Origin of the sequence: Saccharibacillus sp. WB 17, assembly GCF_008634075.2 — a bacterium.
In the GTDB taxonomy this organism is placed as follows: domain Bacteria; phylum Bacillota; class Bacilli; order Paenibacillales; family Paenibacillaceae; genus Saccharibacillus; species Saccharibacillus brassicae.
Map to the genome: position 1 here is coordinate 20,348 of NZ_VPFK02000003.1, position 24,903 is coordinate 45,250.

A 24,903-nucleotide genomic window follows, 5' to 3' on the forward strand; every position below is an offset into this window, starting at 1 on the left:
TTGAAATTCAACTATTCATTTCAAAAAGTCGTGGATCTGAAAACAAGCGAAAAAAGTCATGCCGAAATGCATCTTTCTTCGGCAATCGGACAATTGCAGGCTGAAAAGCACACGCTGGGCCAACTGTTCTCCGATAAAGATCAGATGGCCGATTCCCTTCAAACTCAGGCCACAAACGCGGTTTCAGCTTTCCAACTCCAGCAGATGCAGGATTATATCAACTACATCGACCAGTGCATTTTGCAAAAACGCCAAGATATTCAAACGGCGCAGGTAAAAGTCGAAGAAAAGAAAGAACATCTTACGACGAAAATGCTGGATGAAAAAGTGTGGCTGCAAGCGCGCGGCAAAGCGCTGGAGTCGTTCCAAAAAGAAGAATCGCTGCGCGAGCAAAACGAACTTGACGAAATGGCGACGGTTCGATTTGCTTCCCGCACCCGCTAAGAACGCAGGCGGAGCGGAATCAGCAAGTGCAACAAGTGCAAAGGGAGGTCAAAGGCATGGCGAAAGCCGGAGCAGAAGCCGATATGAATCTTGAAGAAGGATCGGGAAGCAAAGCGGGACGAATCCTGCTGTTCGCAGTACCGATTCTCTTCACGGTCGTGCTGGTCGGTGCACTGCTGGCGTTGACGAATCCCAATACGCGCAACACCGTATTGGAGACGGCGAACAAAGTGCCGCTTGTCGGCTCGATGCTTCCCAAACCGACTTATACGCCGGCACAACAGGCGCAGAAGCAGGAAGAGAAGCAGGCTGCAAGCGCCGAAGCAACGATCAGCGAACTGAAAACCCAGCTTCAACAGAAAACTACCGAACTCAAAACGGCGCAAAAAGCCCAAGCGGATACGCAGACCAAAGTGGACGGTTTGCAAAAGCAGCTGGATGCGGCCGCAGCAGCCCAGACAGCCAAAGCGGCTGCGGAACCGGCGGCCGAAGAAGGACCGAGCAAGCAGGTCAAGCAGTTGGCCCAGACTTACGGCTCCATGAGCGCCAGCAAAGCGGCTCCGATCCTTCAGACGCTGACCGACGCGGAAATCGCGATGGTGCTCAACGCGATGGGGACAGAGCAGCGCTCGGGCATTATGCAGAAGATGACGGCCGACAAAGCGGCCAAAGTCTCGATCATGCTCAAAAACGCGACTTCGGCCAAAGCGCTGGAAGCGGCGGCCAATACGGCGCGCACAGCGGCCGACAAAGCAAGTCAGCCTACGCAAGCGGCGACTTCAACGGCAGGCTCGCTGAATCAAGACCAATTGGCCCAGACGTTTTCTTCGATGGATGCGTCGAGTGCCGCAACGCTTCTGGCCCAGATGGCCAAAACCAATCAAGCAAAGGTGTTGACCATTTTGAAATCGGTAGACGATACGACCCGTTCCGGAATCCTGTCTCAGATGGCAGGTACGGATAGCGAAACGGCCGCTTCCCTGGCCAATAAGTTGATCGGCGGTTAAGTCCATTTGAGAGGAGGTGAATGAGGAAAATATGGGGATGAGCATTTCAGGAATGACGACAGGAGCTCCGGCGGCCCCGGCTGCCGCTGCTGCAGGAAGCAAAGCAGGCGCCGTTACGGTCGCAAGCGGAGCGGCAGCCTTATTCGGTCAATCGCTTCAGCAGTTGATGGGAGCGGCGGTCTCCGCGACAGGATCGACAGCAGGTGGAGCCGAAACGCCCGCCAACCCGCTTTTGTCCGCGCTTCAACAGTTGATTGCGGCGGCTGCGCAAACGACCGGCGAGAATCAACAGTCGAACGACGGCGCAGCCGAAGAACTTGAACAGAAGCTCGACGAACTGATGCAGCAGCTTGATTCGCTGGATGAACAGTTGACAGAAAATCCGGAACTGATGCCGATGCTTCAAGGCTGGATTCAGCAGGCGCAGGCGCTTCTCGGCAGTGGTGAAGAGGCAGGCGGAACCGAACAGGATCAGCCGGCTGGAAATGCGGTTCAGGCGCTCGCTTCGAACCCCGCTACGCTGAAATTCGCGCTGCAGGATACGGTGACCCAACTGATCGGTCTGCAGCAATCGGATCAAGCAGCGCCCGAGGTGAAAGTTCAGGCTCAGCAGGCACTGGCAGCTCTTGAGCAGACGATTCAAACTGTTGATAAAGATACGCAAACCAAAGCCAAACAAGGTCTGACGCAGCAGACGGCAGCAGTCGTTCAGCTCGCGGATGATGCACAGCCGACGAAAAACGATCAGACCGTCTCCAAGCCTGCGGCAGAAGTGCAAGCGACGAACGCGGCGGAGTCCAAAATCGTATCAGCGAAAAGTCAATCTCAGCAGGCCGGCACGCAGCAGGAAGGACAATCTTCCGAAGAAGCGTCGCAGGAGATCAAACCGCAGGGCACGATTACGGCAGGAGAACTGGCTATGCGCACGAACGGCACGACGCCGGCCAAACCGGTTGAAGCGGTTCCTGTACACCGTATGGCACAGGAAGTCGAGAAGCTTGTCGTCGACCGACTGGAGATTTTGCAAAAACAAGGATTTACCGAAGCCAAAATTTCGTTGACGCCCGATCATCTCGGCAAAGTCGATATCCGGATTACGATGCACGCCGGACAGCTGGTTGCCCACTTTGTAACGGAACATGCCGCTGCCAAAGATATGCTGGAGCAGCAGATGGTTCAACTGAGAGGCTCGCTGCAGGGACAAGGCTTGACGGTAGAGCGGCTTGAAGTGACGCAAAGTTCTTCGCTGCAATCGCAAATGGACCAAAACGGCGGACAAACAAGCAGTAGACAACAGCAGGAAAAACGCTCCCGTGCCAGAGAAGAAGCCAACGACGATGCGATCTTGGCGGCTGAACTCGGCGAAGAACTCGGCGAATGGCTGAGACAAAAAACGGCGGCGCAGTCCGGCAGTTCGTTTATAGCAGAAGCGTAATTCAGATTGGAGGCGAAATTTTTTGGCGAATAACAATGTTTCAACTTCGAACATTTGGCCTAACTATTCCACGCAAAACGTGCAAAAAGCGGCAGCGGTTCCTTCCAAGGATTCGGCAACGATGGGCAAAGAACAATTTTTGACCATTTTGATCGCGCAGCTGAAAAACCAGGATCCGCTTGCTCCGATGGACAATTCGCAGTTTACGGCTCAAATGGCGCAGTTCTCTTCGCTTGAACAGCTGATGAACATGTCCACGCAGTTGACGCAGATGAATGCTTCGATGGGTTCGGCTTCCCAACTGATTGGCCAGAAAGTCACCTGGTACGATACGGAATCGAAAAATTACTTGACCGGCAACGTAGCTTCCGTATTGCAAAAAGACGGAAAAATGTTCGCGGCCGTAGGCAAGTATCTCGTTCCGACTTCGGATATCACGATGGTAGAACCGGCTGGTGCGGCTGATGACAAAGCGGAAGGCGTTACGCCGGGTAAAGCACCGGATACGGCAGCTTCGACAGACGCGGCGGCAGCAGCCAAAACGGATTCCGTTTCCAAAGAAACGACAGAAGCGAAGACGATGGAAGCAGCTCCGGCGGCAACAGCGGCGGCGGCAGCAGACAATCAGGCTCCGCAACAATCCGCAGAGGAGGCAGCCGGTACGCCGACATCCGGAACTAGCGGAGGTGCGCAATGAACGACCCGATTCGCGTAGGGCAGTTATATCCGGCGAAAATGCCGCCGACCGTATCGAGGCCCACAGGTTCGAATACGGGACAGGAAAGCTTCAAGAACGTACTCGAAGATAAACTGCTGAAGTTTAGCGGACATGCTTCGAAAAGACTCGAACAGCGGGGTATCGAATTCAACCCGGAGCAGCTTCGCAAAATCGGCAGTGCCATCGACAAGGCGGCCGCCAAAGGCTCCAAAGAATCACTCGTTTTGATGCAGGATCTGGCCCTGATCGTAAACGTCCGCAACCGCACCGTAGTTACGGCAGTCGACGGAGGTTCCATGAAAGACAATGTGTTCACTCAAATCGACAGTGCCGTCATCGTTTCCTAGTTTGACCGGCTGGCCCGATAGGAAGCCGTATTACCGCCGAACGCATGACGCGGTAAAAAATAGCACTTTATAGCCGGGTTTTTTTCCGGCAATGACAGTAAAATGAAAGCAATTCAAGTTTATACGATCACACTCAAAATTGTGCACAATCACAGGAGGAATCATTTAATGTTGAGATCCATGTATTCGGGCGTGTCGGGTATGAAAGGCTTCCAAACCAAACTTGACGTCATCGGCAACAATATCGCGAACGTAAATACGGCCGGATTCAAATCTTCACGCGTTATGTTCAAGGATATCCTCAGCCAAACGGCAGCGGGCGCTACGGCTCCTACAGACGGACCTACTGGCGGTTCCAATGCCAAGCAGATCGGTCTGGGTGTATCGGTAGGTTCCATCGATACGCTGCATCTGGCCGGCAGCGCCATGACGACCAACAACCCGACGGATCTTCGTATCGACGGCGACGGCTTCTTCGCAGTCGCGCTTGAAGGCGGCACGGAAGTCGGCAACATGTTCCTGACAAGAGCCGGAGACTTTCATGTCGACGGTGCGGGCAACTTGGTGAACTCCGACGGATTGTTCGTCTTGAATACAGGCGGCGAAGTGATCAACGTACCGCAGGGATCGAGCTTCCAGATCGGCAGCAACGGTACGGTAGCGATCAAAAATGCGGATGGTGAAGTCAATTCGGAAAACCGTCTTGCCGTAGTCGTTGTACGCAATCCTGAAGGCCTCGAGAAAGCCGGTGGCAATCTGTACCGCGTCGGACAAAATGCTTTGGGACCGGAAGCTGCGATTTCGCTTGATCCCGAGGATGAAGCGAACGGCGGAGCAGGCGGCATCGTAGCCGGCCAGCTGGAAATGTCCAACGTCGATCTGACGAGCGAGTTTACCGAAATGATTACGGCGCAGCGCGGATTCCAAGCGAACTCCAGAATCATTACGACCTCTGACGAAGTGCTCCAGGAAGTCGTTAACCTGAAACGTTAATCCGGATTGATTAGCGGCGGAAAGGCAGGCTGATTACAGCCGCCTTTCCGCTCATTTACGGGAGGAAAAATATGATTCCAGTGACTCGTTTGAACGGATCGCCGCTGTGGCTCAATGCACTGCAGATCGAAATGGTAGAAGAAACGCCGGATACCTACGTTACGCTGGTAAACGGAAAGCGCATGATCGTGCTGGAAAAGGCTGCCGACGTCGTCAAGCTGATGACTGACTATTATGCCACGATCGGTCTGCACACGGCTTCGATTAAGGTACAGAATATGGGGGAAGAAGAATAATGAAGAAACTTTTGCCATGGATCATTACGATGTTTCTGGCGATCACGCTGATCGTGGTGGCCGTGTTTCTGGTTCTGAGCCGTGGAGGCGACGACACAGCGGCAGCAGCCGAAAAAAAGGAAGAAACCAAGCAGGAAAAGAAATTGTCGGCCAAAGAAATCGTGGCGGTAAGCTCGGACATCACGGGCATCAAAACGAATCTTTCGGATGCGGGCTACATCGTGCAGATGGATTTTTCGATTCAACTCGACAGCGCGAAAGTCAAAGCCGAGTTTGATGAAATCAAAGAAATCACGATCAAGCCGATCATCTTGATGACGTTGGCAGATACGACGCCGCAAAGCTTGAGTACGGCAAAAGGCAAAATGCAGCTGAATACGAAGCTTAAAAACCTCATCAACAAATCAATGCCCGAAGGCAAAGTGGTGAGCGTCAACATCACCAACTTCATTTTGGCCAATATCTGATCTGAGGACTTTGCGGTTCGCCGCATGAGTCAAGACCGCGCCGCCAAAAGGCGGCCGCGTCTATGGGAGGGGGGTGAAAGGTTTGGTTGATGTATTATCCCAGAACGAGATCGACGCACTGTTAGCCGCGCTCTCATCAGGCGAAATGGATGCCGAAGAACTCAAAAAAGAAGACACGCAGCGCAAGATCCGTTCCTACGATTTCAAAAGAGCGGTACGGTTTTCCAAAGATCATATTCGAAGCCTGACCCGAATCCACGAAAACTTTGCGCGAAATCTGACCACTTATTTTTCCGCTCAGCTTCGGACCTTCGTTCAGATCAGCGTCGTGCAGGTCGAGCAGCTGCCTTATGACGAATTCATCCGCTCCATTCCGAAAATGACTGTTCTGAACATTTTCGAAGCGGAGCCGCTGGAAGGACGCATGGTGCTGGAAGTCCACCCCAACGTCGCGTATGCGATGGTAGACCGGATGCTGGGAGGGTCGGGAACGGCTCCGCTCAAACCGGGTGCGCTCACGGAAATCGAGACCATCATCATGGAACGAATTTTCAGCCGCGCTCTGGAAAATTTGCAGGAAGCCTGGAAAACGGTTTTCGACCTTTCGCCAAGAATGGAAGCGCTCGAGACCAATCCCCAGTTTATGCAGATCGTATCGCCCAATGAGACCATCGCATTGATTTCGCTTAGCACGAAGATCGGCGACACGACGGGAATGATCAACTTATGTATTCCTCACGTGGTCATTGAGCCGATCATGTCGAAGCTGTCGGTGCATCACTGGTTCGTCTCGCAAAAGAAGGCGCGCGTGCCCGAAGAACTCGAAGCGCTGCGCCAACGGGTTACCCGTGCCCAGCTTCCGCTGATCGCCGAGCTCGGCCAATCCCAACTGACGATTCGCGAATTTCTCAGTTTGGCTCCGGGCGACGTCATCACGCTGAATAAGGCCACGGAAGAAGGACTGGCTATTCGGGTCGGAGACAACCTGAAATTTATCGGCAGTCCGGGTATGATCAAAGACCGGATCGCCGTGCAAATCGACGAGATCGTCAACGAAGGAGTTGAGGAATTTGACGAGTAAAGATTATTTGTCCCAAGAAGAGATCGACGCGCTGTTGAGACAGTCCTCCGAGTCGGACGACGCAGACGCGTCGGGCGGAGCGGAGAAAACCGTTGACGACTTTCTGACTCCTCTTGAGCAGGATGCGTTGGGTGAAATCGGCAATATTACGTTCGGAAGCGCGGCAACGGCTTTATCGACGCTGCTCGGCCGCAAGGTGGATATCACTACGCCGAAAGTTTCTATCATTACGAGAAGCCAGTTCGAATCCGAATTTCCGAAGCCGCACGTTGCCGTACACGTCAATTACGTGGATGGGTTCCAGGGAATCAACTCGCTCGTCATCAAGACGAGAGACGCCCAGATTATCGCCGATTTAATGCTTGGCGGGGAAGGGGACCCGCAGGATGAAGAACTGAACGAAATCCATATCAGTGCCGTGCAGGAAGCGATGAACCAGATGATGGGTTCTTCCGCGACTTCCATGTCCACCATTTTTAACCGCTTTGTCAACATATCCCCTCCCGCTATCGATATTCTCGATATGAGCAACGGGGACGGAGTCAGCAATCTTCCCGTGGAAGAAACGCTTATTAAAGTTTCTTTCCGCCTCCTGATCGGGGACCTGATCGATTCAACGATTATGCAGCTGATTACGGTCGACTTTGCCAAAAACATGGTCGAAATTTTGTTGGGCGGAGGAGCGCCGGAAGAAACGCCGGCTCCGGTCGAGCAGCCGCAGGCAGCCGCGCCGGTGCAACAGCAGCCTCCTGTTCCGGAACCGCAAATGCAGCAGCCGCCCGTTCAGAACGCGCCGTATCCGGACCCTTATGCCGCTGCCGCGCAGCAGCAGGGAATGCCGCCTTACGGAATGCCGGCTCAGCAAGGGATGCCTCCTTACCCGGGTTACGGAGCGCCGGGCATGCAGCCGCCTTACGGCATGCCGTATCCGGGTTACGGACAGATGCCTATGGAGCAGCAGCAGCCGCCTCAACCGAACCATTACGGAACGCCGGGCCGGAACGTAAATGTTCAACCGGTTCAGTTCGGCAATCTGCAAAATGGCGGGTACGGAGCTGCGGATGAAAATAATTTGGGATTACTGATGGACATTCCACTCAAAGTAACCGTAGAATTAGGAAGGACCCAAAAGCAGATCAAAGATATTCTGGAATTGTCTCAGGGGTCTATCGTCGAGTTGGACAAACTTGCCGGCGAACCGGTCGACATCCTCGTGAACAACAAGCTAATCGCCAAGGGCGAAGTGGTCGTTATCGACGAAAACTTCGGCGTGCGCGTAACAGATATCGTCAGCCAGTGGGACCGCATTCAAAACTTACAATAATAATGTAATCGACAGGGAGGATTTTTAATCAATGGCAAACCGTATTCTTATCGTGGACGACGCGGCTTTCATGCGCATGATGATCAGAGATATTTTGACGAAAAACGGGTTTGAGGTCGTAGGGGAAGCCCAAGACGGCTCGCAAGCGATCGAAAAATTCAAGGAACTCAAGCCGGATCTGATTACCATGGATATCACAATGCCGGAAATGGACGGAATCGCCGCCTTGAAAGAAATCAAGAAAATCGACGCAAGCGCAAAAGTCATCATGTGCTCCGCTATGGGTCAGCAGGCTATGGTTATCGATGCGATTCAAGCAGGCGCTAAAGATTTCATCGTCAAACCGTTCCAATCCGATCGCGTTGTCGAAGCTATCAACAAAACGCTTGGCGCGTAAGATGGGAGTCGGCCCATGCTTTTACTGAATGAAGAGCAGCCGAACTTTACAGCGGATACCGGCGTCTATTCTTATCTGGTATGGGTAATCTTCGTCCTGATCGTAATTGTCGCCCTTATCGTTTTTTTGATCCGTTACCTGGGTAAAAAAAACCGGGGCTGGTTCGGGGGCCGCTCCGTCCGTACACTCGGCGGAGTCGGACTCGGCCAAAATAAATCGCTGCAGATTATCGAAATCGGGAGCAGCGTTTATTTGATCGGCGTCGGCGACGACATCTCGCTGATCGACAAAATTTCGGAACCCGAGCAAGTGGAGAAGCTGCTTGAGGCATTGGAGCAAGAAAGTGCCGGCCCGAACATCGCTTTGCCTGCCTGGGCGGAGAAACTCACATCCAGATTCCGAAGCGGGTCGAAAGCTCCTTCCGAAGCGGAAGAGCTTGAGGCGGCTTCATTCCAGGAATTGTTCGAGACGCGTCTGCGCGAATCGTCCGATCGACGGCGAAAAGTCGAAGATCTGCTGGAACACGAGGAATCTGCTGACCGATCGAGGGAACCATGAAAAAAAAGTTAACGATTACGTTTGTTCTTATGTTTGCCTTTCTGTTTATTCAGCTTTTGCCACCGGTACATGCGACCGGCACGGAAAATCCGATCCCGAATATCGATCTTCAGATAGGCGGGGATTCGGAAGGCGCTCCGGCAACGAGTACGCTGTCGGTTCTGCTTTTGATTACCGTCATCAGTATAGCGCCGGCCCTGCTGGTGTTGATGACCAGTTTTACCCGCATCGTCATTGTGCTCAGTTTCGTCAGAACGTCGCTCGGTACGCAGCAAATGCCGCCGAATCAGGTGCTCGTGGGACTGGCACTTTTTTTAACCCTTTTTATTATGTCCCCGACGCTTTCTTCCATCAATGAGACGGCGCTCCAACCGTACATCCGCGGCGAACTGACGCAAATGGAGGCGCTGGACGAAGCCGCTGTTCCGATGAAAGAATTCATGTTCAAGCATACGCGGGAAAAAGACCTGATGCTGTTTATGGAATATACGGGCGCGGAGAAACCGGAAAGTTTCCAGGACATTCCGTTGACCGTCATGGTGCCGGCTTACGCCATAAGCGAGATGAAGACCGCTTTTCAAATGGGCTTTATGATCTACATTCCTTTTCTGGTGATCGACATTGTCGTATCCAGTACGCTGATGGCGATGGGGATGATGATGCTTCCGCCGACCGTAATCTCGCTGCCGTTCAAAATCTTGCTGTTCGTGCTCGTGGACGGTTGGTATCTGGTCGTCAAATCGCTGCTGCTCAGCTTCGATACGGGCTAAGGAGCCGAAGATCGGATGAATTCGGGAGGGAAACGATATGGATTCAAACTTCATTATCGGTCTCGCCGGCCAAGCGATATACGTCGTATTGAAAGCCAGCGCGCCGATGTTGATTTTGGCGCTTGTGGTCGGATTGATCGTAAGCGTCTTTCAGGCGACGACCCAGATTCAGGAACAAACGTTGGCTTTCGTTCCCAAAATCGTGGCCGTCATGCTATCGGTGCTGATCTTCGGTCCCTGGATCCTGAATACGCTTGTCGATTTTACTTACAATATTTTAAATAATCTGTATCTGTATGTCGGATAAGGCCGGTTCATGATGATAAATCTGCTGCAGGCTTTTCCGGTATTTTTACTTATTTTTTGTCGGGTCACTTCGTTTTTCGTCATTGCGCCTTTGATCTCTTCGCGGAACGTGCCTACGCGCTTCAAGGTGGGACTGGCGACAATGGTGGCTATTCTGGTCTATCTGAGTTACGGAACGGCGCAGACGGCGTCTTTTGACGGCGAATACGTGCTGTTGATCATTCGGGAGATTTTGATCGGGCTGCTGCTCGGCTATGCGGCCTACATGATCATCATTGCGATTCAGATCGCCGGGGCGATCCTCGATATCCAGATCGGTTTCGGCATGGCGACCGTATTCGATCCGACGACCGGCGCGGTCACTCCGTTGACGGGCAATTTCAAGTACATGATCGCGATGCTGATGTTTTTATCGATGAACGGCCATCACAGGCTGCTCGACGCTATCGTCTACAGCTATAATTGGGTGCCGATCGATAATGACCTGTTCGTGAAAATTTACGACGGAAGCATCATGGAATTTTTGCTCCGGGCTTTTGCCATGGTCATGGTCGTTGCTTTTCAAATGGCGGCTCCGATTGTCGTGGCTTTGTTTTTGACGGACGTCGGTTTGGGCTTTTTGGCGAAAACCGCTCCGCAGTTCAATATTTTCGTTATCGGCGTTCCGATCAAGATCATAGTGGGGCTTATTCTACTGCTGCTGCTGATGCCGAGTTTAACGTACATTTTCGATCATCTGTTTACATTGATGGCCGAGTCCATGCAAGGATTTTTGGGCACGGTCGGAGAACGACCCCAGTAAAGCGGCGTACGGCGGACAGCGAAAGGAGTTAGGCAGATTGGAGCTCAGGCATAAACTGGATCTACAGCTGTTTTCCGGAGAAAAAACGGAGAAAGCGACGCCGAAAAAGCGCGATGAAAGCCGAAAAAAAGGACAGGTTGCCAAAAGCCAGGAGCTTCCGGCCGCAGCGATCCTTATCGCGTCGATCGTCATATTGATGATTTTCGGCAGTAACTTTCGTACGACCATCACTCATCTGTTCACGGACGTATTCAACAATCGGATGACCATGGAGATCACCATTTCCAACGTGATGAACATGATGATGCAGTACATGCTTGAGATCATGAAACTGCTGGCTCCCATTTTTATCGCTGCCGTACTTATTGCCATCGTTGCAAGCTTCGGTCAATACGGCATTTTGTTCGTAAGCGAAGGCCTAAAGCCGAAATTCAGCAAAATGGACCCGATCAAAGGGTTCAAAAATATCTTTTCTCTGCGATCGATCGTCGAACTGCTAAAATCTTTGTTCAAAATGTCGATCATTGCATATCTCGTCTACAGCACGCTGCAAGGTCAGATTAGCGTCATATCGAAAATGCACGCCATGTCTCTTGAAGACATTTTGGATTTCGGGGCATCGGTTACGATTTCCCTGGGTATCAAAATCGGCGTCGCTCTTATGATCCTCGCGGTGTTCGACTTTATGTATCAAAAGTACGAATTCGAAAAAGGCATCCGAATGTCGAAACAGGATATCAAAGACGAGTACAAAAAAGCGGAAGGCGATCCGATGATCAAAGGCAAAATTCGCGAACGTCAGCGCCGTATGGCGATGCAGCGAATGATGCAGGACGTCCCGACCGCCGATGTCATTATTACGAACCCGACGCATTACGCGGTAGCACTCAAGTACGACGGAAATCAGATGCAGGCTCCGGAAGTCGTAGCAAAAGGACAAGATTTCGTTGCCCTTCGCATCCGGGAAGTAGCCAAAGAAAACGGTGTCCTGATCATGGAAAACAAGCCGTTGGCACGTGCGCTGTTCGCTCAGGCGGAAATAGGGGATACGGTTCCGGCAGATTTGTTCCAGGCCGTGGCCGAAGTGCTGGCTTACGTATATAAGTTAAAAGGCAAAGTGAAGTAATCGAGCCCGGAGGGAGAAAATTATGAAGAAAACGGACATAGTCATTCTTGCCGGCGTTCTTGGGATCATCTTGATGATGATTCTGCCGATTCCGACTTGGCTGCTCGATATTCTGATCATTATCAATATCGCGGTGGCGATGCTGATCATGCTGCTCGCCATGAGCACCAAAGAAGCGCTGCAGTTTTCCATCTTTCCAGCGCTACTGCTGATCACGACTTTGTTCCGATTGTCGCTTAACATCTCGACGACCAAACTGATTTTGGGCCAGGCCGACGCGGGGTCCGTTGTCGCGACCTTTGGCGAATTCGTCGCAGGCGGAGAGATCGCGATCGGTTTTATCGTCTTCCTGATCTTGGTTGCGGTTCAATTTATCGTTATTGTCAAAGGTTCTGAACGCGTAGCCGAAGTAGGGGCGCGCTTTACGCTCGACGCGATGCCCGGCAAGCAGATGAGCATTGACGCCGATCTGAACGCCGGCCTGATCAATGAACAGCAGGCGCGTGAAAGACGTTCTAAAATCGAGCGCGAAGCGGACTTCTACGGCGCAATGGACGGTGCGAGTAAATTCGTAAAAGGCGACGCGATCGCCAGCATCATCCTGCTGATCATCAACTTGGTCGGCGGGTTTATTATCGGTATGACCATTCACGGCATGGAATTCGGCGACGCGCTGTCGACCTACTCCATCCTGACGATCGGCGATGGTCTCGTCAGCCAGATTCCGGCGCTGCTGATCTCGACAGCTTCGGGCCTGATCGTGACACGAGCTACCTCCGAAGGCAACCTCGCGGACGACGTGGTCGGCCAGCTGTTTTCTTATCCGAAACTGCTTTACATCGTGGCTACAGCCATCGCGCTGCTGGGCTTTCTGACTCCGATCCATTTGTTTTCCACGCTTCCGCTTTCGGCGCTCATGTTCATTGCGGCGCGCCGCATGCAGGCTAACCTGAACAAGAAGCAGGTAGCGGAAGAGATGCAGGAAGAAGAACAGCAGATCGAAGAGGTGCGCAGTCCCGAGAGCGTGGTCAGCCTGCTGCAGATCGATCCGATCGAGTTCGAATTCGGTTACGGCCTGATTCCGCTTGCGGACATGCAGCAGGGCGGCGACCTGCTCGACCGGATTATCATGATTCGTCGGCAGTGCGCGCTGGAGCTCGGTCTCGTCGTTCCGGTTATCCGGATCCGCGACAACATCCAGCTGCGCCCGAACGAATACGTCATCAAGATCAAAGGCAACGTGGTCGGCCGCGGAGAACTTTTGCTGAATCATTACCTGGCGATGAGCCCGGGATTCGACGACGAGAGCATCACCGGCATCGAGACGATGGAACCCGCGTTCGGACTTCCGGCGCTGTGGATCGACGAAGCGACCAAAGAACGCGCGGAACTGTCGGGGTACACGGTGGTCGATCCGCCTTCGGTCGTTGCCACGCACCTGACCGAACTGGTCAAGCGCCATGCGCACGAACTGCTCGGCCGCCAGGAGACGAGAGCTTTGATCGACAATTTGAAAGAAAGCTATCCGGTGCTGGTCGACGAACTTATTCCTTCCGTGCTGGCGATCGGCGATATTCAGAAAGTGCTGGTCAAGCTGCTCAAAGAAAAGATTTCGATTCGCGACATGGTGACCATTTTCGAGACGCTGGCCGATTACGGCACGTACACGAAAGATCCCGACATTTTGACGGAATACGTGCGACAAGCGCTTTCCCGCCAAATTACGCAGCAGTTTACACAGCAGGGGGAGACGATGCGCGTCATAACGGTCGGGCCGAATCTGGAAAAGAAAATCGCCGAAAGCGTGCAGCAGACCGATCAGGGCAGTTATCTGGCGCTTGATCCGGTATCGACGCAGGCCGTGTACCAGAAACTTACTGAACAGGTGAACCGGGCCGTTCAATCCGGTCAACAGCCGATTCTGCTCGCTTCACCGACGATCCGCATGTACATGCGCCAAATCATTGAACGCACGATGCAGGACATTCCGGTGCTCTCTTACAGCGAGCTTGAACCGAGCGTCGAAATTCAAAGTGTCGGAGTGGTGAACTTATGATCGTGAAGCGTTACGTAGTAGAGACGATGATCGAAGCGATGCAGAAAATCAGGACCGATCTCGGATCGGACGCGGTAATTCTCAGCACGAAAGAAACGAAGGTAGGCGGTGTGTTCGGCTTGTTCGGCAAAAAAAGGCTGGAAGTCGTCGCCGCGTTGGAAAGCGACAAAAAAGAAGCGCCGCCCAAACGGGCAACAGCCGTTCCGGTCGAAACGCCTCTGGCCGTGCCTTCTACAATGCCCAGAAGCGCCGGAGCCGGCGCTTACCGCAAAGCAAGCACAGTTTCCAGTTCGCAGCAAACCGAGCCGCAGACCGATCAAAACGAGTCCAAACCTAGGAAAAACGTCACGGTTTCAGCCGTGGATAAGGGTCTGGAGAACCTTCGTATAAAACCTGAGGCCCTATCTTCCGATAATCCTTTTAACGGGAGTATGAACTCCGTTTCTGCCCCGGAGCAAGCAGCGGCCGTTTTCGAAGCTCCCCAGCCTGTCGTTCAAGCCGAACAGCAGCGCCAGTTGGAGCGCAGCATCCGAGAGTATCAGGGCGAGCGAGTGCAGGGCAAAGAAGATCGCCTGTACGAAGAACTGCATCAGATGCGCCTCATGATCGACAAGCTATCCAAAGAGAAAAGCCAAACCGAACACATGCCGGAGCCGTTGGAACAGATGCTGAGCCGTCTGCGCGAAAACCAGGTGGACGAAGGGCTGATCGAACAATGGCTCGGAAGTATCCGCAGCCAGGACGGCGAACCTTTCTCCGACGCTTCGGACGAAGAACTCAAGCGGGAAATCCGCCGCTTCGCTTCCGAGCGGGAAGGCGGCGGAATCGACCCGGAGACGCAAATCGTGTATATCGCCGGTCCGACCGGAGTCGGCAAAACGACGACGATTGCCAAAATGGCAGCCGAACAAATGTTCAAAAAGAAACGGAAAGTCGGCTTCATTACTTCCGATACGTACCGCATCTCCGCGATCGAACAGCTTCGGACCTACGCGTCGATTCTCAACGTGCCGCTCGAAGTCGTGCAGTCGCCGGGAGACTTGCAGCGTGCCTTTCAGAAGCTGGAACACTGCGACCTGATTTTGATGGATACGGCCGGCCGGAATTACCGGAACGAGATGCTCGTGTCCGAACTTCAGGCGCTGATCGCTCCGGTCGAACGCAGCGAAACGTATCTCGTCTTGAGTCTGACTTCCAAAGAGATGGACATGGCCGAAATTACCGAAAACTTCAATCAATACCGACTGGACAAAGTGATCTTTACCAAAGCCGACGAGACCGGAAGCTTTGGCAGTATCTTTAGCTTGCTCTATCGCTACCCACTCAAGTATTCTTACATCACGAACGGACAAAACGTGCCGGACGATTTGCTGCTTCCTGATGGAGAATTCCTCGTGGACCTTCTGTTGGGAGAACAGAGCCTATGAGTGACCAGGCCGCGGCGCTCAGAGAGCTGATCACCTCGCTAAGAACCGATCCGGCCAAACAGGGAGACCCTTCCGATCCATCCGGCAAAACCGCGCATATCATAGCGGTCACGAGCGGCAAAGGAGGCGTCGGAAAGTCGAACTTCACTTTGAATTTCGCGCTGGAACTGCAAAAATTGGGGCGAAAAGTGCTGGTGTTCGACGCCGATATCGGAATGGCCAATATCGACGTGCTGATGGGCGTCCGTGCCCGGTACAATTTGTTCCATCTGTTGAAGCGGGAAAAAAACATGAGCGAGATTATCCAGTTGGGGCCGAACTCGCTTCCTTTCGTTGCGGGAGGGTCGGGCATGGCCGAATTGTTTTCGCTTTCGGACGAAGATCTGCTCTATTTTACACAGCAGATCGAAGAAATCGCGCACGATCTCGATTATATTCTGTTCGATACCGGAGCCGGTCTATCCAAGGAAACGATTCGGTTCATTACCGCTTCCGACGAATGCATCGTCGTGACGACGCCGGAACCGACCGCGATTACGGACGCTTACGCGCTGATCAAAGTCGTGCACGATCTGGAGCATTCCGCCCGTTTTCGGCTGGTCGTCAATCGGGCTTCCGACCGGCGGGAAGCGCAGCAGACGTCGGACAAGATCCGGCTTGTGGCCGAAAAATTTTTGCAGCTGGACATTCCGGTTCTCGGTCATGTGAGCGACGACCCGCACGTCAGCCAGGCGGTCAAGAAGCAGACGCCTTTTTCTATCCGGTTTCCAAACAGTCAGGCTTCGAAAGACATCCAAGAGCTGGCAGTTCGTTACACGCAAAACACCTTGCAAGTTCGAGCCGATTCGCCGAAAGGGATCAAGGGATTTGTGAGCAGATTATTAAAACGGTGAAACTGATTCTGGAACCGAACAGGAGTTGAAGGTATGGCGCCATATCGCGTGCTTGTGGTCGACGATTCCGCTTTTATGCGTAAAATCGTATCGGACCTGATCGAACGGGATGTATCGTTCTCCGTTGTCGATACGGCAACAAACGGGCGGGAAGCCGTCGAGCAAATTATGAGAATCAAACCCGACATCGTCACGATGGACGTGGAGATGCCGGAAATGAACGGACTGGAATCGCTTAAGGTCATCATGCGCGAATACCCGCTGCCGGTCATCATGCTGTCGGGAATCAACGAAGAAGGCATGCGCGAGACGATCATGGCGCTGGAAGCGGGCGCGTTCGATTTTATCCGCAAGCCTTCGGTCTCGAACTCGCAGGATATCGAAGCGGTCGGCGAAGCGCTGCTTCGCCAGCTGCATGCGGCCGTTCACGACTCCACCTGGAGAAAAGACAAGCCGCTTCCGTCGAAAGCTTCCAGCGCGCTTCCGGAACAAGCGGCCGCGCCCGAGCCGCCCGAAGCCGATGCTTCCGGCACTTCAGCGCGTCCGACGGAAGAACGAGCTCCGGAGACGCCGCGTCCGAAGATCGCGGCTCCGCCGCCTGCGGACCGAAGCCGCCCCGAGTCCTCCGTCACGGACACGGCGCCGCGTTCCGGCGCCGCGATGCCAAAAGGAAACGCGGGAATGCCCGCAGGGCAACCTCCTGCGGCTGCCCGCCCTTCGGCTCCCCGCGAAGAGAAAAAGCCGGAACGCGCGCCGAATGTGCGCCCGTCGGCTCCGGCGGACAAGCCTCGAAGCGAGTTCTCCGCGGCTCCGGCGAAAAAGCCGCTGCAGGTTCCGCCTGCGGCAGCCAAGACGCCGGCCTTCGACCGGAAAGCGCCGGATAAAACGTCCGAGCGTCCTCCGGCGCCGACCTTCTCGCGGCCTTCCGCCGGCGACTCGATCGATCAGATCGTCGCGGTAGGCTGCTCGACCGGAGGGCCGAGAGCGCTGAAGGAACTGCTGGAAAACATTCCGGCTTCGTTCCCCGCTCCGATCGTCATCGTGCAGCATATGCCGCCCAAATTTACCCATTCGCTGGCCCAGCGCCTGAATACGCTCAGCCAGCTCGAAGTCGTCGAAGCCCAGCAGGGGATGCCGCTGCGCAAAGGAACGGCCTACATCGCGCCGGGCGGCCAGCATCTGCTCGTCAAACGTGCGGGAAGCGGCCAATACTCGATCGAATTGTCCGACGCGGCGCCGCAGAACGGCCATAAGCCGTCCGTCGGGGCCATGTTCGACTCGCTGCTGCCGATGAACGAAGTTCGCCGGCACGCGGTCATTATGACCGGCATGGGCAGCGATGGGGCCAAAGAAATGAAGAAGCTGTACGACTCGGGGATTGCCACCACGATTGCAGAAAGCGAAGAGACGTGCGTCGTTTACGGCATGCCTCGTTCCGCCGCCGAATTGAATTGTGTCATGCACCTTCTTCCTCTGCCGCAAATTGCAACAAAATTAAATCAGGTCGTGAAATCTTAATTGCATTTTAATGGAGGAGGTGTCTCGCAATGGACATGAATCAATATCTATCTATGTTTATTGATGAGTCGAATGATCATCTGCAATCGTTGAACGAAAAAATGTTGGAACTTGAGGGCAGCCCCGAGGATATTAGCATCGTGCAAGTTATTTTCCGCTCCGCGCACACGTTGAAAGGCATGGCGGCCACGATGGGATTCGAAGATTTGGCCGCACTGACCCACCAGATGGAGAACGTGCTCGATCTGGTGCGCAACGACAAGCTGAAAATGCAAAACTTCATTTTCGACACGCTGTTCAAAAGTCTCGACGCACTTGATGCGATGGTGCAAGACATCACGCAGGGCGGCGAAGGCAAAGCGGACGTTACGGCGATCGTCGCTTCCCTGCAGTCGATCGTGCGCGGCGAAGTGCCGAGCAGCGAAGGATCGGCGCCTGCGGCCGCAGACGCTTCGGCTCCGGCGTCCCCGAACGCCGTTTCGGGCGTTCCCATCTCCAAAGAACAGATCCAGCTGGACGAATTCCAACATTCCATTCTCAAACAATCGCTCACGGCAGGACATCGGGTACTCTATATCGAAGTTTCCATACGGGAGGATTGTCAACTCAAAGCGGCTCGCGCCTATATGGTCTTTGATCTGCTCGAACGAAGCGGCGAAGTCGTCAAGTCCCATCCGTCCGTTCAGGAAATCGAGCAGGAGAAATTCGATCGCAGTTTCTCGCTTTATTTCATCACCGAAAAAGATCCGGAAGAACTGCAGTCGATGATTTTGAACCTGTCGGAAATCGAAGACGCGAAATTGGTCTCGATTGATATGGATACGCTGAGCCAACTGGCGGAGAAACTCGAAGCGGACGTCGAAGACGAAGCGCCGGCCGTCACCGAAGCCGCAGCTGTGGAAGCGGCACCTGCAGCGGCTGCCGACAAAGACAAACCGGCCGCCGCCAAAAAAGTGGTTGCCGCGCCTTCGCGGACGATCCGCGTCGATATCGAACGTCTCGACGTGCTGATGAATCTGTTCAGCGAGCTGCTGATCGACCGGGTCCGGCTTGAACAGCTGGCCACGGAAATCAAAAGCCAGGAACTGACCGAATCGGTCGAGCATATGGGCCGCGTGAGCAGCGATTTGCAGAACATCGTCATGAAGCTGCGGATGGTCGCGATCGATACGGTGTTCAACCGCTTCCCGCGCATGGTGCGAGATTTGGCGAAGTCGCTCGGCAAAAAGCTCGATCTGGTCATCACGGGAGCCGAGACCGAACTCGACCGTACCGTTATCGACGAGATCGGCGATCCGCTCGTCCATCTGCTGCGCAACTCGGTCGATCACGGCATCGAATCGATCGCCGAGCGGGTAGCTGCGGGCAAACCGGAGACGGGTACCGTCAATCTGCGCGCTTTCCACAGCGGCAACCATGTCTTTATCGAAATCGAAGATGACGGCAAAGGCATCGACCGGCACAAGATTTTGGCTTCGGCGCTCAAAAAAGGCGTCGTGACCGAAGACGAGTCGCGTTCGATGACAGACGAGCAGGTCTATCAACTGCTGTTCGCTCCGGGCTTCAGCACGGCTGAAGTCATCTCCGACATTTCCGGACGCGGCGTCGGCCTCGACGTCGTCAAGTCCAAAATCGCTTCCCTGGGCGGTCACGTCGCGGTGACGTCGACGCTCGGCCAAGGCACGCTGTTCTCGGTCCAGCTTCCGCTGACGCTGTCGATCATCTCCGCGATGATGATTCGTCTCGGTTCGGAGAAATACGCGATCCCGCTGTCTTCCATCGTGGAGACCGGCATCATCCGCAAAGAACAGGTCCGCAACGTGCACGGCAGCAAACTGATTCCTTATCGGGATGCCCATATTCCTCTTATGTCGCTGAGCCGCTTCTTCGACGCCGTGGATTACAACGAAGAGGATGAAGAAGAAACGGAGATCGTCGTTATTCGCAAAGGCGATCGTCTGGCGGCTTTGGCCATCGACTCGTTCATCGGCCAAAACGAAATCGTCATCAAGAACCTGGGCAAATACCTGCCTCAAGTTCCGGGGATTTCCGGCGCTACGATACTCGGGGACGGCCAGGTGGCTTTGATTCTCGATCCGAACGCGCTGATCAAATAATCGAATCCCGGCCGTTTGGCCGGGTTCGACTTACGTTTCGAGCCTGCGTAGGATTCAGAATTACGGAGGAAAGCCGCCAACGGAATCGTTAACGCGGTCAAGGGCCAAGGCCCAATAAAGGGGGATTTTTTTGTGGCAGAACAAATTAAGGTAATCGTGTTTGCATTGGGTAATGAAGAGTACGGTATCGACGTGGATAAAGTGCGCACGATCGAGCGCATGATGCCGATTACGCGCGTACCGAAAACGTACTCCTTTATCAAAGGGGTCATCAATTTGCGCGGCGTGGTCATTCCGGTCATCGACCTGAGAGGCCGGTTCAACCTGGAAGAGACGACGTACACCGATCAGACCCGGATTATTATCGTGGCTGTCGGCGATATGGAAGTCGGCTTTATTGTCGATGCGGCCAACGACGTGGTCGATCTCGACCGCGATAACATCGACTCGCCTCCGGAAGTCGTCGGCGGAGTCAAAGCAAAGTATTTGGACGGAGTGGCCAAAGTCGGCGAAGATCGTTTGTTGATCATGTTGAATCTGGCGGAAGTGCTGAATCGCGGTGAAGTAGCCCACCTCGAACAGTTAGAGGATTAAGCGATGGAAATTTATTCGAAACTGGAAGGCTTCAAGCTTGACGTACTGAAGGAAGTCGGCAATATCGGCGCCGGTCATGCCGCCACCGCGTTATCCCAGCTGCTGAACAAACCGATCGACATGGCGGTACCCAAAGTACAGCTTCTTCCGTTCGAAGACATTGCGGACAAGGTGGGCGGCGCGGAAAAAATCGTGCTGACCGTCTTTTTCCGGGTCGAAGGAGACGCTCCGGGCAATCTGTTCTACATCATGGCGCCGGAAGCCGGCAAGTCGCTCCTGCGCCGTCTCGGCGCTTTCGTGCCGACGGAAGGACTGGAACTGTCGGAGATGGAGCAGTCCGCTCTTGGCGAAATCGGCAATATTTTGGCCGGCTCTTATCTGTCTTCCCTGGCCGACTTTACGAATCTGGCGATGTCGCCTACCGTTCCTGCGCTTGCGCTGGATATGGCGGGGGCGATTCTAAGCTACGGAATGATCCAGTTCGGAGAGATGGGCGATGCGGCGCTGTTGATCGACACCACATTTGTACAAGGCAATGATGAGGTTGAGGGACAATTTTTCCTCATCCCGGATCCGGAATCGTTCAACAAAATCTTTACGGCGCTCGGAGTTCCGTTCGACAATGACTGACGGACAAAATCTGGTCAAAGTCGGCATGGCCGATCTCAACGTAGTCGGGAATTCCGGAATTCTTCGTACCACGGGACTCGGCTCCTGCGTCGGCTTGACACTGTACGATCCGCAGGTCAAAGTGGCCGGCATGGCTCACGTCATGCTGCCTACGTCGGACATCGCTCGCGAAAGTCAAATCAATATTGCCAAGTATGCGGATACGGCCCTGCCGGCGCTGGTCGACCGTTTGGTCGATCTGGGCGCTTCCAAACGGCGGCTGGTCGCCAAAATGGCCGGCGGGGCGCAGATGTTCGCGTTTGCCGGAAGCGGAGACACGATGCGTATCGGTCCGCGCAACGTGGAGTCGTGCAAAGAGATGCTCAAGAAACTGGGCATATCGCTGTTTGCCGAAGATACGGGAGCCAATTACGGCCGAACGATTGAAATCAGTTCGGAAACGGGGATTTTGACCATACGCAGCGTTCAAAAAGGGGTAAAGGAATTGTAGCGATGAAGGGAACCATAAGAGTAAATCTGATATTCGCTTTGATCGGATTTGTAGTTACTTTTTTATTCGCGGTCCGAACCAACCTCCCCGTAACCAGTTTGATTCGGGGAGGCGTCGGAGCGTTGGTCTGGTTTCTCCTGGCGTTTCTTTTTCGCATCGTGCTCGGAGCACTTGAGCCGCTGCCCAAAGAAAATCAGGGCAGCGGCTCTTCTGCGCCGGATGGCATTCCGGGCGAGGATACGCGGGGATCCAGGCTGGATCTGGTAACGCCCGATGAAAGCGACGAATTAAACGATTTGTTAAAACCGGACGCGGATCAGACTCGGATGACCGACGAGCGAACGGCACAGGCAAGCGGATTCAAGCCGCTCAATCCGCCAAAGTTGGTATCGACGCAAGATAACGATCCCGAAGAACTGGCGAAAGCCGTACGTCATCTCACAGAAGATGAAGGAGGGAGATAACAATGGATGAACGCAAATCCGGTCAGTTGAACCACCTGGATTTATGGATTCGCTGGAAAGAGCATAACGATATCGAAGCCAAGAAGAAACTGATCGAGAATCACTTATCCATTGTCGATTACGTCTCTTCGCGACTGGCGGTGGGACTCCCGAAAAACGTGTCCAAGGACGATCTGGCAAGCAACGGGGTCATGGGGCTAATCGACGCAATCGAAAAATTTGATTATAAACGGGGACTGCAATTCGAGACTTACGCTTCCTGGCGGGTACGGGGCGCGATTCTCGACGGACTGCGCCAAGGCGATTGGGTGCCTCGGTCGGTGCGGGAAAAAGCGAAAAAGATCGAGGAAGCTTACCAAAGGCTGGAACAGGAAAATATGCGGGGCGCTTCGGACCTGGAGATGAGCGAGTTTTTGGGCATTTCCGAAAAAGAATTCCAGCAGATGCTTCAGGACGTATCGGTCATGTCGCTCGTTTCGCTGGAAGATCCGATCCGCGATGAAGAATCGGAGACCCGGATTTCGGTGCTGGTCGACGAAAAAGCCAAAAATCCCGATCACAAAGTGAACGAGTTTTATTTGAAGGAAGCTTTGGCGAAAGGGATCGACAAGCTGACCGAAAAAGAGCGGATCGTCATCTCGCTGCTGTATTTCGAAGACTTGTCGCTGAGCGAGATCGCGGAAGTCATGTCGCTGTCTCCTTCGCGTATTTCGCAGCTGCACTCCAAAGCGATTTTGCGTCTGCGCGGAACGCTGGACAAGCAAAAGAGCCTGTTGATGCAGGATCGGTAAGACCAAAGCGACAAAAGACCGGGGGGATTCTGGTCTTGGATAGGGAAAGTTGGGGAATCCGAAAGGGGAGTTATCCGTGGTTGAACATCTGGCGTTGGACCGGCATCTTGCCGTCGTATTCGAGCCGTCCAAAATGTCGGCCCGTTTGCGTTTCTTGAAAGCGGAAGAAGACTTTGCTTGTACGGAAGAGAGTTTGAACCAATTTTTGCACGATCACGATGTCCGGTTCGGACTGCTGCAGGATTCTATCGCCGCATTCGTTGCCTCGCCGCAAACGTACGCTTTTGAAGACTTTGAAGTTGCCAGAGGGCTTGCGCCGATCGATGGCACAGATGGTTACATCGAATTCATGTTTGAACAAGAAGACGAAGCCAGACCGATGGAACGCGAAGACGGGCGAGTCGACTACAAAGAATTGATCCGTCTCAAAAACGTGGGCAAAGGCCAGCTGTTGGCCCGCAGGCATGCTTCCCGGCCGGGAACGTCGGGCACCACGGTGACCGGAGAAGAAGCTCCGTTCAAACCCGGCAAGGAAGTTCGATTCAAAGTCGGAAAAAACGTCGTGACGGACGAAAATCATACATCGCTGTACGCGACGATCGAAGGCATGGTCAGTCGGACGGATAACGGAAAAATCAACGTATTCACCGTATATGAAGTGCACGGCGACGTGGATTACAGCAGCGGCAACGTCGATTTCGTCGGCACCGTCGTGATCCGGGGCAGCGTGCTGCCGGGATTCCGCGTCAAAGCGGCCGGAGACATCCGGGTCCAGGGAGGCGTCGAAGGCGCCGAATTGTTTGCCGAAGGCTCGATCGAAATTACGGGTGGAATTATCGGTTACCATAAAGGCATCGTCAAAGCCGGAATGAACGTGAAAAGTTCGTTTATTCAGGACGGCAACGTGGAAGCCGGAGATACGATCTTCGTCTCGCAGAGCATTATGCATTCCGAAGTAAGAGCCGGAAAAGACGTCATTTGCGGCGGTACCAAAGGATTGATCGTCGGCGGGCATGTCCAGGCGGGTGAAAGCGTGACGGCCAGAACGATCGGGAACACGATGGCGACGGCCACAGCAATCGAAGTAGGCGTTCTGCCGAATCTTCGCAACGAATTGGCGGACCTACATAACAAATTGCGCGAAGCCGCGGACAATGTCCAAAAAACGACGCAGGCGCTCGGGATGCTGGATCAAATGGCACAGGCCGGCACGTTGAACGCCGACAAGCTGGCGCTGCGCGCCAAACTGAGTGTGACCAAGCGGCAGCAGGAAAAAAACCGGGCCGACGTCAAAGAAAGGATCTTCGAAATCGAACACATTTTGGAAGATGCGAGCCGGGCGCGTGTCGTCGTGAACGATACGATTTATGGAGGCGCCAAAGTTGTTATCGGTCGTTACACCAAATTTCTGAAGGAAACGGCATCTCGGGTGTCTTTTCAATATCAGGAAGGCGATATCGTCATGTCCGCAAATCGCTGAGCGTTCGCTGGCGGTTTTTGACGTTTGAATCGAATGCACAAGCGATTAGGGGGCTTCATGATGAAAGCAATCGAAGTTCAATTGGCGGTTCACCGCGCTCCGGAAACGAGCCGTATGCAGCATGAACAGCTTCAGCGTCCCTTGACTGACCAGATGCAGATTGCCGAGCGGGCGAACGTTGAGCTGGAGCGCGCCCGTCACCGAAGCGCGCCGACGGCGGAAGCGGCCGATACGAAAGTCCGCAAGGACGGACACGGAGCCGCGTCGCACGAGTCCGGTTCCGACGACAGCCGCGAACGGGAAGAAGCGGAAGCCGGGTTTGCGGCCGCGCCCCATCCTTTCAAAGGAAAACATCTAGACTTGTCGCTGTAA

General features: G+C 53.9%; 28 protein-coding genes. All 28 read left to right on the forward strand.

Features of this window, described 5'->3' with window-relative positions; genetic code table 11:
- The 28 genes from fliJ (at position 1) to FTE24_RS00780 (ending at position 24,903) form a co-directional block, all read left to right on the forward strand.
- Positions 1–444 carry a flagellar export protein FliJ gene (gene fliJ / locus FTE24_RS00645; RefSeq protein ID WP_141450549.1) on the forward strand — a complete coding sequence of 148 codons (444 nt, stop codon included), beginning with the start codon at positions 1–3 and terminating at the stop codon, positions 442–444.
- 56 nt (positions 445–500) lie between these two features.
- Entirely contained in the window at positions 501–1,451 is a 951-nt protein-coding gene (locus FTE24_RS00650; RefSeq protein ID WP_150230877.1) for a MotE family protein, read from the forward strand.
- A 37-nt stretch (positions 1,452–1,488) separates the two neighbouring features.
- Positions 1,489–2,886 carry a flagellar hook-length control protein FliK gene (locus FTE24_RS00655; RefSeq protein ID WP_160441609.1) on the forward strand — a complete coding sequence of 466 codons (1,398 nt, stop codon included), beginning with the start codon at positions 1,489–1,491 and terminating at the stop codon, positions 2,884–2,886.
- A gap of 79 nt (positions 2,887–2,965) precedes the next feature.
- Positions 2,966–3,583, forward strand: coding sequence for a flagellar hook capping FlgD N-terminal domain-containing protein (locus tag FTE24_RS00660; RefSeq protein ID WP_337189998.1), 618 nt, complete (start codon positions 2,966–2,968; stop codon positions 3,581–3,583).
- Positions 3,580–3,951, forward strand: a complete 372-nt coding sequence (locus FTE24_RS00665) for a TIGR02530 family flagellar biosynthesis protein (RefSeq protein ID WP_150230871.1) — start codon at positions 3,580–3,582, stop codon at positions 3,949–3,951. The genes FTE24_RS00660 and FTE24_RS00665 overlap by 4 nt, the downstream gene beginning before the upstream one ends.
- A gap of 168 nt (positions 3,952–4,119) precedes the next feature.
- Entirely contained in the window at positions 4,120–4,944 is an 825-nt protein-coding gene (flgG, locus tag FTE24_RS00670; RefSeq protein ID WP_150230869.1) for a flagellar basal body rod protein FlgG, read from the forward strand.
- 71 nt (positions 4,945–5,015) lie between these two features.
- The gene (locus FTE24_RS00675; protein WP_141449396.1) at positions 5,016–5,240 is read left to right on the forward strand and encodes a flagellar FlbD family protein; all 225 of its coding nucleotides are present in this window, start codon (positions 5,016–5,018) and stop codon (positions 5,238–5,240) included.
- A complete protein-coding gene (locus tag FTE24_RS00680; RefSeq protein WP_150230867.1) occupies positions 5,240–5,707 on the forward strand; it encodes a flagellar basal body-associated FliL family protein in 468 nt (155 codons plus the stop codon). The genes FTE24_RS00675 and FTE24_RS00680 overlap by 1 nt, the downstream gene beginning before the upstream one ends.
- A gap of 82 nt (positions 5,708–5,789) precedes the next feature.
- A complete protein-coding gene (gene fliM / locus FTE24_RS00685) occupies positions 5,790–6,788 on the forward strand; it encodes a flagellar motor switch protein FliM (RefSeq protein WP_141449398.1) in 999 nt (332 codons plus the stop codon).
- Entirely contained in the window at positions 6,778–8,112 is a 1,335-nt protein-coding gene (gene fliY, locus FTE24_RS00690) for a flagellar motor switch phosphatase FliY (protein WP_150230865.1), read from the forward strand. The genes fliM and fliY overlap by 11 nt, the downstream gene beginning before the upstream one ends.
- A gap of 31 nt (positions 8,113–8,143) precedes the next feature.
- Positions 8,144–8,509, forward strand: a complete 366-nt coding sequence (locus FTE24_RS00695; protein ID WP_141449400.1) for a response regulator — start codon at positions 8,144–8,146, stop codon at positions 8,507–8,509.
- Between the two features lie 15 nt (positions 8,510–8,524).
- Complete coding sequence (locus FTE24_RS00700) at positions 8,525–9,067, forward strand: flagellar biosynthetic protein FliO (RefSeq protein WP_150230863.1); 543 nt, start codon at positions 8,525–8,527, stop codon at positions 9,065–9,067.
- A 29-nt stretch (positions 9,068–9,096) separates the two neighbouring features.
- Positions 9,097–9,837 (forward strand): flagellar type III secretion system pore protein FliP, encoded by a 741-nt coding sequence (gene fliP / locus FTE24_RS00705; protein WP_415663158.1) that lies wholly within the window; start codon positions 9,097–9,099, stop codon positions 9,835–9,837.
- 37 nt (positions 9,838–9,874) lie between these two features.
- Positions 9,875–10,144, forward strand: coding sequence for a flagellar biosynthesis protein FliQ (gene fliQ, locus FTE24_RS00710; RefSeq protein WP_150230859.1), 270 nt, complete (start codon positions 9,875–9,877; stop codon positions 10,142–10,144).
- A 12-nt stretch (positions 10,145–10,156) separates the two neighbouring features.
- Complete coding sequence (gene fliR, locus FTE24_RS00715; RefSeq protein ID WP_150232534.1) at positions 10,157–10,945, forward strand: flagellar biosynthetic protein FliR; 789 nt, start codon at positions 10,157–10,159, stop codon at positions 10,943–10,945.
- A 37-nt stretch (positions 10,946–10,982) separates the two neighbouring features.
- Positions 10,983–12,071, forward strand: coding sequence for a flagellar biosynthesis protein FlhB (flhB, locus tag FTE24_RS00720; protein ID WP_150230857.1), 1,089 nt, complete (start codon positions 10,983–10,985; stop codon positions 12,069–12,071).
- A gap of 22 nt (positions 12,072–12,093) precedes the next feature.
- Positions 12,094–14,127: a flagellar biosynthesis protein FlhA gene (gene flhA, locus FTE24_RS00725; RefSeq protein WP_141449406.1), complete on the forward strand. Its 2,034-nt coding sequence runs from the start codon at positions 12,094–12,096 to the stop codon at positions 14,125–14,127.
- Between the two features lie 38 nt (positions 14,128–14,165).
- Complete coding sequence (gene flhF, locus FTE24_RS00730; RefSeq protein WP_337189999.1) at positions 14,166–15,554, forward strand: flagellar biosynthesis protein FlhF; 1,389 nt, start codon at positions 14,166–14,168, stop codon at positions 15,552–15,554.
- On the forward strand, positions 15,551–16,447 hold the full coding sequence (locus FTE24_RS00735; RefSeq protein WP_150230853.1) for a MinD/ParA family protein: 897 nt from the start codon (positions 15,551–15,553) through the stop codon (positions 16,445–16,447). The genes flhF and FTE24_RS00735 overlap by 4 nt, the downstream gene beginning before the upstream one ends.
- Before the next feature lie 33 nt (positions 16,448–16,480).
- Positions 16,481–17,965: a chemotaxis protein CheB gene (locus FTE24_RS00740; protein WP_150230850.1), complete on the forward strand. Its 1,485-nt coding sequence runs from the start codon at positions 16,481–16,483 to the stop codon at positions 17,963–17,965.
- A gap of 29 nt (positions 17,966–17,994) precedes the next feature.
- Complete coding sequence (locus FTE24_RS00745) at positions 17,995–20,082, forward strand: chemotaxis protein CheA (RefSeq protein ID WP_150230848.1); 2,088 nt, start codon at positions 17,995–17,997, stop codon at positions 20,080–20,082.
- Positions 20,083–20,214: 132 nt separating this feature from the next.
- Positions 20,215–20,676, forward strand: a complete 462-nt coding sequence (locus FTE24_RS00750) for a chemotaxis protein CheW (RefSeq protein WP_141449411.1) — start codon at positions 20,215–20,217, stop codon at positions 20,674–20,676.
- A gap of 3 nt (positions 20,677–20,679) precedes the next feature.
- Positions 20,680–21,306 (forward strand): chemotaxis protein CheC, encoded by a 627-nt coding sequence (locus FTE24_RS00755; RefSeq protein WP_150230847.1) that lies wholly within the window; start codon positions 20,680–20,682, stop codon positions 21,304–21,306.
- The gene (locus FTE24_RS00760; RefSeq protein ID WP_141449413.1) at positions 21,299–21,796 is read left to right on the forward strand and encodes a chemotaxis protein CheD; all 498 of its coding nucleotides are present in this window, start codon (positions 21,299–21,301) and stop codon (positions 21,794–21,796) included. Before FTE24_RS00755 ends, FTE24_RS00760 begins: the two co-directional genes overlap by 8 nt.
- A gap of 122 nt (positions 21,797–21,918) precedes the next feature.
- Positions 21,919–22,260 (forward strand): hypothetical protein, encoded by a 342-nt coding sequence (locus tag FTE24_RS00765; protein WP_337189997.1) that lies wholly within the window; start codon positions 21,919–21,921, stop codon positions 22,258–22,260.
- A gap of 2 nt (positions 22,261–22,262) precedes the next feature.
- A complete protein-coding gene (locus FTE24_RS00770) occupies positions 22,263–23,051 on the forward strand; it encodes a FliA/WhiG family RNA polymerase sigma factor (RefSeq protein ID WP_141449415.1) in 789 nt (262 codons plus the stop codon).
- Positions 23,052–23,127: 76 nt separating this feature from the next.
- Positions 23,128–24,531, forward strand: a complete 1,404-nt coding sequence (locus tag FTE24_RS00775) for a FapA family protein (protein ID WP_150230843.1) — start codon at positions 23,128–23,130, stop codon at positions 24,529–24,531.
- 60 nt (positions 24,532–24,591) lie between these two features.
- Positions 24,592–24,903: a hypothetical protein gene (locus FTE24_RS00780; protein WP_150230841.1), complete on the forward strand. Its 312-nt coding sequence runs from the start codon at positions 24,592–24,594 to the stop codon at positions 24,901–24,903.